This window comes from Klebsiella sp. G-Nf4 (assembly GCF_002810615.1).
Taxonomy (GTDB): domain Bacteria; phylum Pseudomonadota; class Gammaproteobacteria; order Enterobacterales; family Enterobacteriaceae; genus Klebsiella; species Klebsiella variicola.
Genome location: NZ_PION01000001.1, coordinates 531,545 through 543,027 on the forward strand (window position 1 = coordinate 531,545; position 11,483 = coordinate 543,027).

At 58.4% G+C, this 11,483-nt stretch carries 12 protein-coding genes and 1 riboswitch; of the genes, 9 read left to right on the top strand and 3 right to left on the bottom strand.

All coding sequences use genetic code 11. The features are described from left to right. Nucleotides 1-128 precede the first annotated feature (128 nt). Nucleotides 129-1,361, top strand: coding sequence for an MFS transporter (locus CWM57_RS02635; RefSeq protein ID WP_100675568.1), 1,233 nt, complete (start codon nt 129-131; stop codon nt 1,359-1,361). Nucleotides 1,362-1,401: 40 nt separating this feature from the next. On the opposite strand, the gene CWM57_RS02640 is transcribed toward CWM57_RS02635, so the two are convergent. After that, a complete protein-coding gene (locus CWM57_RS02640) occupies nt 1,402-2,316 on the bottom strand; it encodes a DMT family transporter (protein ID WP_100675569.1) in 915 nt (304 codons plus the stop codon). 202 nt (nt 2,317-2,518) lie between these two features. On the opposite strand from CWM57_RS02640, the gene CWM57_RS02645 reads away from it, so the two are divergent. Further along, the gene (locus CWM57_RS02645) at nt 2,519-3,619 is read left to right on the top strand and encodes an iron-containing redox enzyme family protein (protein ID WP_100675570.1); all 1,101 of its coding nucleotides are present in this window, start codon (nt 2,519-2,521) and stop codon (nt 3,617-3,619) included. Here the strand turns inward: CWM57_RS02645 and CWM57_RS02650 are convergent. Further along, nucleotides 3,595-4,173, bottom strand: a complete 579-nt coding sequence (locus CWM57_RS02650; RefSeq protein ID WP_100630477.1) for a TetR/AcrR family transcriptional regulator — start codon at nt 4,171-4,173, stop codon at nt 3,595-3,597. The two genes, CWM57_RS02645 and CWM57_RS02650, sit on opposite strands and share 25 nt — an antisense overlap. A gap of 338 nt (nt 4,174-4,511) precedes the next feature. On the opposite strand from CWM57_RS02650, the gene CWM57_RS02655 reads away from it, so the two are divergent. After that, on the top strand, nt 4,512-4,700 hold the full coding sequence (locus CWM57_RS02655; RefSeq protein ID WP_074385823.1) for a hypothetical protein: 189 nt from the start codon (nt 4,512-4,514) through the stop codon (nt 4,698-4,700). A 70-nt stretch (nt 4,701-4,770) separates the two neighbouring features. Beyond that, nucleotides 4,771-5,349 carry a GNAT family N-acetyltransferase gene (locus CWM57_RS02660; RefSeq protein WP_165784126.1) on the top strand — a complete coding sequence of 193 codons (579 nt, stop codon included), beginning with the start codon at nt 4,771-4,773 and terminating at the stop codon, nt 5,347-5,349. A gap of 37 nt (nt 5,350-5,386) precedes the next feature. On the opposite strand, the gene oxlT is transcribed toward CWM57_RS02660, so the two are convergent. Beyond that, on the bottom strand, nt 5,387-6,685 hold the full coding sequence (gene oxlT / locus CWM57_RS02665) for an oxalate/formate MFS antiporter (RefSeq protein WP_074385825.1): 1,299 nt from the start codon (nt 6,683-6,685) through the stop codon (nt 5,387-5,389). A 446-nt stretch (nt 6,686-7,131) separates the two neighbouring features. Next, nucleotides 7,132-7,230: riboswitch (guanidine-I (ykkC/yxkD leader) on the top strand. Between the two features lie 56 nt (nt 7,231-7,286). Between oxlT and CWM57_RS02670 the strand changes: the two genes are divergently transcribed. Genes CWM57_RS02670 through CWM57_RS02690 form a run of 5 tightly spaced genes read left to right on the top strand, consistent with a single transcriptional unit; the run spans nt 7,287 to nt 11,337 of the window. Beyond that, the gene (locus CWM57_RS02670) at nt 7,287-8,345 is read left to right on the top strand and encodes a putative urea ABC transporter substrate-binding protein (protein ID WP_043875259.1); all 1,059 of its coding nucleotides are present in this window, start codon (nt 7,287-7,289) and stop codon (nt 8,343-8,345) included. A 24-nt stretch (nt 8,346-8,369) separates the two neighbouring features. Further along, nucleotides 8,370-9,185 (top strand): ABC transporter permease, encoded by an 816-nt coding sequence (locus tag CWM57_RS02675; protein ID WP_023297641.1) that lies wholly within the window; start codon nt 8,370-8,372, stop codon nt 9,183-9,185. Further along, a complete protein-coding gene (locus CWM57_RS02680; protein WP_049165167.1) occupies nt 9,182-9,958 on the top strand; it encodes an ABC transporter ATP-binding protein in 777 nt (258 codons plus the stop codon). The genes CWM57_RS02675 and CWM57_RS02680 overlap by 4 nt, the downstream gene beginning before the upstream one ends. A gap of 4 nt (nt 9,959-9,962) precedes the next feature. Next, the gene (locus CWM57_RS02685; RefSeq protein WP_008804847.1) at nt 9,963-10,691 is read left to right on the top strand and encodes an urea amidolyase associated protein UAAP1; all 729 of its coding nucleotides are present in this window, start codon (nt 9,963-9,965) and stop codon (nt 10,689-10,691) included. 10 nt (nt 10,692-10,701) lie between these two features. Continuing rightward, nucleotides 10,702-11,337: an urea amidolyase associated protein UAAP2 gene (locus CWM57_RS02690; RefSeq protein ID WP_074385826.1), complete on the top strand. Its 636-nt coding sequence runs from the start codon at nt 10,702-10,704 to the stop codon at nt 11,335-11,337. The last annotated feature ends 146 nt before the right edge of the window (nt 11,338-11,483 follow it).

An 11,483-nucleotide genomic window follows, 5' to 3' on the forward strand; every position in this document is an offset into this window, starting at 1 on the left:
CGGAAAAAGGGTGTAATTAACAAAAGAGCAACTTTCTATACAAACAATTTACATAAGCGGTGACACCAGCTTGCTCTGCCGGACGCCGCGCAAGCTCCCGGCAACGCCGTCGGGATAGGGATGACAAGATGCATGGCTGGACTTCACGACAGCGCAACGCGGCGATTGCCAGTTTTTTAAGCTGGACGCTCGATGCTTTCGATTTCTTTCTGTTGGTCTTTTTACTGAGCGATATCGCCCACTCGTTTCACGTCGACCTTGAAGAGGTCACCCTGGCGATTCTGCTTACCCTGGCCGTGCGGCCGATAGGCGCGCTGATTTTCGGCAGGGCGGCGGAAAAGTATGGCCGCAAACCCATTCTGATGCTGAATATCGTCTTCTTCTCCGCCTTTGAGCTGCTCTCCGCCGCCGCGCCGTCGTTGCTGCTGTTTTTTCTGCTGCGGGTGCTGTATGGCGTGGCGATGGGCGGGATCTGGGGCGTGGCCTCTTCGCTGGCGATGGAGACGATCCCCGACCGCTCGCGTGGCCTGATGTCCGGTCTGTTCCAGGCGGGATATCCCTTCGGCTATTTGCTGGCGGCCGTTGCCTACGGCCTGCTGTTTGAACATCTCGGCTGGCGCGGGATGTTTGTGATTGGCGCCGCGCCGGTGCTGCTGCTGCCGTTTATCTATTTCTGCGTCGAGGAATCCCCGGTTTGGCTGGCGGCCCGGCAAAGTAAAGCGAGTACGGCGCTGCTGCCGGTGCTACGTAGCCACTGGAAGCTGTGCCTGTACCTGGTGGTACTGATGGCGGCCTTTAACTTTTTCTCCCACGGGACGCAGGATCTCTACCCGGTCTTTTTGAAGGTTCAGCACGGCTTCGAGCCTAAAACGGTCAGCATCATCGCCGTCTGCTACAACATTGCCTCGATTATGGGTGGGGTGTTCTTCGGTTCGCTGTCGGAGAAGATTGGCCGACGCAAAGCGATTATGATCGCTGCCCTGCTGGCGCTGCCGGTCATTCCACTGTGGGCTTTCGCCAGCGGCTCGCTGGCGCTGGGGGCGGGGGCGTTTCTGATGCAGTTTATGGTGCAGGGAGCCTGGGGGGTGATCCCCACATGGCTTAATGAACTGGTCCCGGCCAACACCCGGGCGGTGCTGCCTGGCTTCGTCTATCAGCTGGGTAATCTGCTGGCGTCAGTGAATGCCACTCTCCAGGCGTCAATCGCCCAGCATCATGGGCATAACTACGGTCTGGCGATGGCCCTGGTGGCCGGTACAGTGGCGATTGTCATTACCGTCCTGACCTTCTTTGGTCGCGAGGGACGGGTGATTCAGCCCGCAGGAGCGGGGCATCGTCAGCCGCTCTCCACCAGCCGTTAACTTCTGCTACCGGGTGTCGTCAGGCGCCCGGTAGCGTACGTTAGCCGCGCAGACGAATTGCCGCCGCCTGGCGTTTCTCCAGCGAGCAGATCCCAATCCCCACCATGATAAACAGGGCGCTGAACAGATGCCAGGCATGCGGCTGGGTATGCAGGAAGAGGATGCTCAACACCCCGCCGGAGAGCGGGATGATATGGGTGTAAATTTCTCCCCGGGTGGCGCCAATCGCAGCGATACCTTTGTTCCAGAACAGATAGGCCAGCCACGACGGGAAAATCACCAGATACGCCAGGCCGCTGAGGAAAAACGGCTCGTGCCAGGCGGCCCAGTCCTGCGCCGGGTGGCGCATCAGCCAGAAGATGACGATGGGCAGCAGGATCAGGGCGCCGAGCAGCGAGCTGACGGCGACAAAGCCATTCGCCGGGATCCGGCGATCCTTCAGACGTAATAGCGAGCAGTAGAGCGCCCAGCTCAGCGCCGACCCCATGGCCCACAGATCGCCGACGGAAAAGGTATGCAGCGAGGTGGCATGCAGTGGGTTCCCCTGGAATAACAGGATCATCACGCCAAGGGTGCTGAAAATGACCCCCAGCCAGTTGCGCGCCGATACCGGGTCACGAAAAATCAGCCAGTTAATCAGCAGCACCATGCTCGGCGTGGCGGACATATAGATGGCGGCGTTAAGGGCGGAGGTGGTTTGCAGGCCAATATAGAGCGTAAGCGGGAAGCTGACCTGGCCACAGAGGGTTAACACCAGCACCGCCGGCGCGTTATCCCGTAGCAGCTGGCGGCTGGCGGCAATTTGCCGGTGGTAGAGCAGGCCCAGTAACAGCGCCGTCAACGCCCATCGCGCTTCTGTCATCAGGATCGGATCCACGCCCTGGACCAGCACGTGACCGACCACGTAATTTCCCCCCCAGAACAGGGCGGCCAGCGTCAGTAATAAATAGGGCATGCTGATTCCTTGCGTCGCTTATCACTGTACCAGATGGTAACTTTAATAATTTTATAATATCAATATTTTTATAGTGGTCTTTTTGTTATTTATTAAAAAACCATATTTTACAATGTGATATTCGTTATCCATAAATTTTCGTTGCCGCGTTGTTAACGGTACTATACCGTATAGTCGCCATGCATTTCACAGGGACAAATTCATGCGTAACACAGAAAATGGGGTCATTGGTAGTGACCAGACCGCGGTGATGGCCAGGCTGGCACTGGATGAGTTAATTGACCAGCTACTGCACAGCAACGCGCTGTCGCTGAAGCTGACGGCCAACCCGCTGGTCGCCGACAGAGCCTGGCATCTGACTGAGAATACCTGCATCCGCGCCTTCTCCGCTGACGATCCACAGGCCAAAAAGCGCGCTCACCATGCGCTGTTCATCCTCTATCAGTCCTGGCTTGCCGACCCGCTCTCGCCAGCGGCAGCCAATCAGTTTCATCCGCTGCTCTCCGGGATCAGAAATTACATTGAGTCTGAGTGGCTGCGGGCGGAAAGCAAACGTTTCCATCGCCAGAGACCGGTGCTTAACGCCGGCAATATCGTCGACGAACTGCGCGCCTTATGCCAGCAGCACCCGGCGTCTCATCATCCGCTGTTCGATTTCCTTGCCAGCGAGGCCTCCGCGGCGCAGATCGACTATTTCTTCAAAAGCGACAGCGCGCTGAATCTGCTGTTCTTCGATCTTGTGGCGATGGGGTTGGTGGGTTCGCTGCCAGAAACCCGCGCGGAGATTGCGCAAAATCTGTGGGATGAGATAGGTCAGGGCAGCACTGAGATCACCCACGTCAATCTGTATAAGGATTTACTGAAGCGGCGGAATATCGCGTTGCCGGACAATCATTTTGCCCACCTGTACGACTGGCCGGGCCTGGCCGGGTATAACGCCTTTATGCTGGGCGGCGTAAACCGTCAGCATTATTACAAATCGCTGGGGGTCATGGCGATGACCGAGCTGCTCGACCCACCGCAGTATGAAAAACTGGTGGCGGGCTGTCGGCGGATTGGGCTTTCCGATCGCGATGTGCATTATTATGCCGAACATATCACCGTCGATATCGGTCATGCGGATGGCTGGCTGAACAATGTGATTGTGCCGATTGGCAAAAAACATCCGGCGGCGATGGAGGAGGTCTACTTTGGCGCCGCGCTGCGCCTGCAAACCTGCAACGATTACTATGATTGCCTGCTGGCGGCCCTGCAGTCACTGGACGGCAGCGCATCATCTCACAGCGTACCGCCTTCTGAGTAAATAAGCGCTTTGGCCGCGCTCCAGGCGGTGATCCCCGGTGGGATCTCCCGGCATTCGGCGGACTCGGCTTGCTGTGCAGCGATGGCGCCATCGATGAGCATCACCATCATCATGGCGACCCGCTCGGCAGGTTCCGGTTTTAACACCTGCAGGAGGATATCGCGGAAGAACTGCCAGAGGAGCGACTTGAACCGGGAGCACTGCTCCCGGATCGCCGGCGATGACGCGCCATATTCAAACAGCGCGCGGGTAAACATGCAGCCGTGGAACGTGTCGCAGGTAAACCAGCGATGGTAGTAGTCGAACACGGCAAACAGCCTCTCCCGCGCGCTGGCTTTATCCGCCGTGATCTGCGCCAAATCCTGCATAAATTCGCTCTCTTTCTGCTTGAGGATAGCCAGAATGAGCGCCTCTTTATCGGCGTAATAGCGGTAGAAGGTCATTTTGGAGATGCCGGCATGTTCAGCAATCCGCTCGATGCTGGGCGACTGATATCCTTCGCGATTAAACAGCGCGCTGGCGTGGCGGAGAATGTCCGCTTGTTTTGGCTTCATGCGTTTTCCTGTTGAATGGTTCGCTGCCACGACTGCCGGTGACACGGCCGTCCTGCGACAGCGGTGCATTATGCCGGATCTTGCCGCCAGACGGGCAAAAAGTAAATCAGCCGCGGTTTATGCGGTGTCGGTTTCCTCAATAAAAACAAGATTGCGTAGACTTGCACAAGTCATGTCCTAATGTTTCCGAACCGGCGTATTATTCGGACCTTTATACACATAAGCTGTGAATGATGTACTTTCTGATAGCCATTATTTCTGAAGTCTGAGACGGTTACAGAAGGACAGGCATCGAATGAGGGTATTACAGACATCATTACAAGGATGATCCGATAACTATGATGAATCTTATTAAAAGATTGCTGCGAAGAATATTCCGGTCGTTAATTTCAAATTATGGCCCAGCTGTATTGACCATCCTCTTCGCCGTGGCGCAAGGGCTCTTTTTTCCAAAGACGCCTCTCTGGCTTGTTCCCCTGTTTTTCGTATTTGTTATTGTAATGTTTTATCGGTTTGTGAAATTTTAATATCGAAATTTAACTTTATATTAAATTGACAAGGAAGTGCGATGGCTGGGTTGAGGCTGCGCAGGTTAAGATGGCCCCGCGATTGCCTGTCTCATTAAGAAGAAGAGAAGAGATGATATTACCCCTGACCACGCCCCGGCTGCTGCTGCGCCGGTTCAGAACGGAAGATCTGCCGTCTTTCAGCCATTATCGCAACCTGCCGGAGGTGGCCCGCTTTCAGAGCTGGACCCACTATGGCATGACAGAGGCGACAGCCTTCTATGAACAACAGCGTTCGCTGGCCTTTGCTGAGGATGAGAGCTGGTTCCAGCTTGCCGTAGAGATCCAGGCCAACGGTGCGCTGGCGGGGGATGTGGGGATCCACTTTTTCGATCAGGGCAGACAGGCCGAGCTGGGGATGACCTTTTCCCCGGTGTATCAGCATCAGGGGTATGCCCGGGAAGCCATGCGGGCGGTGATGGCCTTACTCTTTGAACAGTTAGCCCATCACCGGCTGATGGCGGTGGTTGATACCCGCAATTCCGGCGCGATCAAACTCCTTGAAGGGCTGGGCTTTCGTCGCGAGGCTCATTACCGGCAGAATATCTTTTTTAAAGGCGAGTGGGGCGATGAGTACCTGTACGCGCTGCTGCGCAGCGAATATCCGTGAAGTGACGGGCGAGCCGTCACTTCTGTCAGCGCTGCAGTTAGCTGTGCTGGCGGATAAAGCGCGCGCGCCACGGTTTTAGCACCCACAGCGCGAGGGCGGCGGTGACAAAATCAAGGCCAATCGCGCAGCTGAAGACTACATGCCAGCCGTGGGTGTACTGATAGAGCAGTGCCGCCAGCGGGCCGCCGAAGATTGACCCGATGCCCTGAGAAATATACAACCAGCCATAGTTGGTGGCGGCATGCTCGCTGCCGAACGTATCGGTGAGTGTCGACGGGAAGAGGGAGAAGATCTCCCCCCAGCCAAAGAAGACCACCCCGGAGAGCAGGACAAACAGCAGCGGATCTTCCCGGCACGCCAGCCAGAGCATCATCGCCACGCCTTCCAGCGCAAAGGCGATAAACATGGTTTGCTCGCGGCCGAAGCGGTCGGAAATAAAACCAAAAAGCGGCCGGGTTAAGCCGTTGGTGAAGCGGTCTATCGTTAACGCCAGCGGCAGCGCCGCCATGCCAAACACCACCGCCTGGCTAATGCCGAAATCCTCGGCGAACACCGCCATCTGCGAGGTGACCATCAGCCCGGAAGTCGACATCATCGCCATCATGGCGAACATCAGCCAGAACAGCGGCTGGCGCAGCATTTCCCGGGAAGTAAACGATCTGCTGCTCTGCGCCACCGTCTGACTGACGGGCTGAGAGACAGCGGGCGGCGGCAGCTTCAGCCCCTGACTGGCGAGGAAGCCGACGAGGGCGAAAAGGATCCCGAAAGTCGTCATCGTGTGTTCGATGCCGTTAGTGGTCAGCGACAGGGAGATGGGGAAGGTGGTTATAATGGCCCCCATCCCGTAGCCCGCCGCCACCGCGCCGGCGGCAAACCCCCGCTGCTGCGGGAACCATTTGACCATCAGGCCGACAACGCCGATGTAGACGATCCCGGTCCCGAGGCCGCCCATGCAGCCATAAACCAGCCAGAGCGTTGCCAGGCCATTCACCTGTGCGGAAAGCACCCAGCTCATTCCCGCCATCACCGTGCCAATAGCGATCAGCCGCCGTGGGCCAAATTTTTCCACTAACCGCCCCTGAAAAGGGGAAAAGAAGGTCTGCAGGATGATCAGCAGGGAGAAGGTGACCTGCAATTCTGGCAAACCCACGCCCAGTTTGGCGGCCAGAGGTTTTGTCAGCAGCGTCCAGACATATTGCGGACTGGAAATGGCGGCCATACAGATCAAGCCCAGCACCAGCTGGCGCCATTTGCCATATTTCGGGGTGACCAACGGTTCACTGAGTGTCGTCATGTTGTTCTCCGTTTTCAGTAAGCAGGCTTCCGTGAAACGCATCCACCCTGGATGCCTCACAGAAAGGGGAAGGTGGCGACCGCAGAGTGACGACGTGTTGTGGCCATACGGCATACGATCTTGTCCACATCGCGGTATACAAGCGCACAGCATTAAACGTGCCAGTTAAAATAGTGCTTTATATTCATATGGATAAGGCGAGAAGGTGGCATATGACGGGGTTTTTCATGGGGAATGTGCGGCACTGAGGCGGTGCAAATGGGTCATCGCGGTGCGTGGGAAACGTTCGTGGCAAATCCGCAGAATGTCGGCGCATGCGCTCTGCGTTTTCCTGCACCAAAGCCATGCAATGCCCCAACATCACTCCCCATTTTTGGGAATCGATGCGCCCGCTGGCGGCGAAACGCGGCTGTGAGCGGCCTCTGGCTCCTGGCATGGCGCTTGCAAGAACATCGGCAGAAAGCAGCGCAACAGACAATTCAGATCACACAATAGCTGGCTAGGGTTCCGGTTCACCGCGGTGAACGTCTGGTCCGAGAGCTGGCGACCTCGGCGAGGTTACACGGCGGGATAAAAGCCCGGGAGACAGCAGCACCGTTGGGTGTCGCGCTGCTCCGTTTCTCGTGCTAACCAGAGGTCCACCATGAAAACATCGCCGCTCCTCCGCTCACTTGTCCTGTCGCTGACGCTGCTGACCAGCGTCCCGTCGTTTGCCGCCGTCAAAAAAGAGTTCAACGTCTGCTGGACCATCTACGCCGGCTGGATGCCCTGGGGAACCATCAGTAACGAAAAGATCATTGATAAATGGGCCAGCAAATACGGCATCAAGATCAATATCGTCCAGCTCAACGATTACATCGAATCCATCAACCAGTACACCGCCGGGCAGTTTGACGGCTGCACGATGACCAACATGGACGCGTTGACGATCCCGGCGGCGGGCGGCGTCGACAGCACGGCGCTGATCACCGGCAGCTACTCCGACGGTAACGATGGGGTGGTCCTGAAAGGGGCGGATAAAAAGCTCAGCGACCTGAAAGGGATGTCGGTGTATCTCCCGGAACTGTCGGTATCCCACTATCTGCTGGTGCGCGGCCTGGAAAAAGCCGGGCTGCAGGAAAAAGACGTCAAGGTGGTGAATACCTCCGATGCCGATATCGTCTCGGCCTTCGGCACCAGCGGCGTGCGGGCGGCGGTGGCCTGGAATCCACAGCTGTCGGTTATCAAAAAGACCCCGCAAACCAGCGAGGTGTTTAGCTCCTCACAGGTGCCTGGCGAGCTTATCGACATGATGGTGGTGAATACCCAGACCCTGAAAGATAACCCCGCGCTGGGCAAAGCCCTGACCGGCGCGTGGTTTGAAATGATGGCCAAAATGAAGGCCGGGGATACTCAGGCGTTGAGCGCCATGGCCGCCGACTCCGGCACCGATCTTGCCGGCTACCAGGCACAGCTGAAAACAACCCATCTGTTCTGGACGCCTGCCGACACCCTGGCGTTTATCTCCTCGCCGGATCTGGCGAAAACGATGCAGCGAGTGGCGCAGTTCTCGTTCGATAAAGGCCTGCTGGGTGAAGGGGCGCAGAGCGCGGACTTTATCGGTATGACCTTCCCGGGAAATGTCACCCTCGGCGATGCCGCCAACCGCAAACTGCGCTTTGACGACAGCTACCTGAAGCTGGCCGCCGCGGGCCAGCTGTAATGATTACCGCCGGGAGACCACGCCATGCGCCACATTAACCGTTATCCCCAAAAGGGGATGCGCCTGACGCTGATGCTGCTGCCTTTTGTCGTGCTGATCGCCGCCTGGTTTATTGGATCGGCGGTGCGGCTGGAAGCCAATCCGCAGGACAAGTTGCTGCCAGGCCTGTCGCAGATGGTGGCAGCCATTGACCGGATGGCGTTCACCCCGGACAAACGCAGCGGTGAGTATCTGCTGTGGGCCGATACGCTGATCAGCCTGAGTCGTCTGTTGACGGGCCTGGCCGTCTCGTCGCTGATCGGCCTAGGTATCGGCATCGCCGCCGGCGTCTTCCCGATGTACCGCGCGGCGCTGTCGCCACTGCTGACGGTGGTGTCAATGATCCCGCCGCTGGCGATCCTGCCGGTGCTGTTTATCGTCTTCGGCCTCGATGAGCTGTCGAAAGTGATGCTGATCGTCATCGGCATTACGCCAATGCTGGCGCGCGACCTGGAGCAGCGGGCGAAGGAGATCCCGGCGGAGCTTTTTATAAAAGCGCAGACCCTCGGCGCCAATAGCTGGACCCTGGTGCTGCGGGTGGTGCTTCCCCAGCTGCTGTCGCGGCTGATCACCTCTCTGCGCCTGCTGCTGGGCTCGGCATGGCTGTTCTTGATCTCCGCCGAGGCCATCTCCGCTACCGCCGGGCTGGGGTACCGCATTTTCCTGGTGCGGCGCTATATGGCGATGGACGTGATTATTCCCTATGTCATCTGGATCACCTTGCTGGCATGGCTGATGGATCTGGCGCTGCGCCAGCTGCACAAGGCCTGTTTCCCGTGGGCGGAAGGAGGCCGGGGATGAGTTTTATCGACATCAAAAACATCTGGCAGGAGTACGGCGACCACGTGGTGCTGGAGCGCATCAATCTGCAGGTGAAAGAGGGCGAGTTTTGCTCGATGGTCGGCGCGTCCGGTTGTGGTAAATCGACCTTTTTACGCCTGCTGCTCGGTCAGGAAAAACCGACCCGTGGCGAGATCCTGCTCGATGGCCAGCCGCTGGCGGCGGAGCCGGATCGCAGCCGCGGCGTGGTTTTCCAGCGCTATTCGGTGTTTCCGCATCTCAACGTGCTGGATAACGTCGCCATCGGCCTGGAGCTGCCGGCGTCCCCGTTGCTGGGGCGCCTGTTTGGCGGCAGAAAACGCGAGGCCCGGCAACAGGCACAGCACATGCTGGAGAAAGTGGGGCTGGGGCACGCTCTGGATAAATACCCGGCGCAGTTGTCCGGGGGGATGCAACAGCGGCTGGCCATCGCCCAGGCGTTCGTGATGCAGCCGCGGGTGCTACTGCTCGATGAGCCCTTCGGCGCGCTGGATCCTGGCATTCGCAAGGATATGCACGCGCTGCTGCTCCAGCTGTGGAGCGAAACGCGCATGACGGTGTTTATGGTCACCCACGACCTGGCCGAAGGCTTCAACCTGGGCACCCGGCTGCTGGTGTTCGACAAAGTGCGCATCGATCCGCAGGCGCCTAACGCCTGGGGAGCGCGCATTACCTACGACATTCCGCTCAATGAGGCGCGGATGGCGCAGCTGGCCACCGGTAGCGACACCAACGTTTACGCATTAAGGAGATAAATTGATGACCGTACTTTTTCACGCCACTCCCAGCCTGCGCGAAGAGCGGCTTCCCGGCGGGGCGCACACCTCGCTGATTTTGCGCAAAGGGCAGATCCTGCGCCTGACCGATATCGACGGCGGGGCGAACGTCAGCATGATGATGCTCAACCCCCATGAGAAAAGTGAGCGTCTGAACCTGCCGGATACCCTCAAGGGCCAGCATACCGCGCGCCTGACCGCCGGACACTGTTTCTACTCCGATATGGGCCGGGTGCTGGCCGGGATCGTCGCCGACAGCTGCGGCTGGCACGATCCGTTCGGCGGGGTCCTTAACGCCGAAGAGACACACGACAAATATGGCGCCGGACGCTACCAGGAATTACGTAATGGCTTCTACCGCAACGGCGTCGATAACTTGCTGGTGGAGATGGGTAAATGGGATCTCGGCCTGGAAGATCTGCTGATGGTGGTCAACTTCTTCAGCAAAGTCACCGTCGATGACGAGGGCCGTTTCCAGTTTGTTGCCGGCAACAGTCGCGCCGGGGATTACGTTGAGCTGTTTGCCCCGATGGACGTCCTGCTGGTGCTCACCGCGCTGCCGCATCCCCAGGATCCGGCCACAGAATATGCGCCCCGTCCGGTGCAGCTGAGCTGGTATCAGGCCGACGATGAGGACGCGGCCATCCAGGCGCTCCTGACTCGCGATGAGAATCAGCGCGCGTTCCGTAATACCCAACTTTTTGCCCTGTAAGGAGGCGTTCATGACCGTTATCACCAGTAACCGACGCCCGGAAGAGGCCGTCTATCGCCATGTGATCCCGGCCGGGGAACCCTGGCTGTTTGAGGTTAAAAAAGGGCAAACCCTGCGCCTGCTCGATCTCGAAGGCAATCAGGCGATTGATACCCTGTTTTACAACGCCGACAACCCGCGCGAGCGCTACGATGCGCAGCGCACGCTGCGTCGCCAGGGGAACGCCTACCTGACCGCCGGCAGCGTGCTCTATTCCAACCTCGGCCATCCGCTGATGACCATCGTGGCCGATACCTGCGGGCGGCACGATACCCTCGGCGGCGCTTGCGCCCAGGAGAGCAACACCGTGCGCTACGCCCTCGACAAGCGCTATATGCACAGCTGCCGGGACAATTTTCTCTGCGCCTGTCTGCACGATGGCCGCCTGCATAAGCGCGATATCGGCGCCAACATTAACTTCTTTATGAACGTGCCGGTGACGCCGGAGGGCGGTCTGACCTTTGCGGATGGCATCTCGGCGCCGGGAAAATACGTTGAACTGCGCGCGGAGTGTAACGCCATGGTGCTGATCTCTAACTGTCCGCAGCTCAACAATCCCTGCAACGGCTGGAACCCGACCCCCGCCGAGGTGCTGGTATGGAACTGACCCGCTGGCAGCGCTGGCGTTTGCTGGCCTTTCGGCTGTTCGCCGTTCGCGCCGACCGCCTGAATCACACGCCGACGCGCCACGTTTAAGCGCCGGTTCCCCCGGGGACGACCTCAGGGAAAGACGAATTGTTGCGGGACGACCCG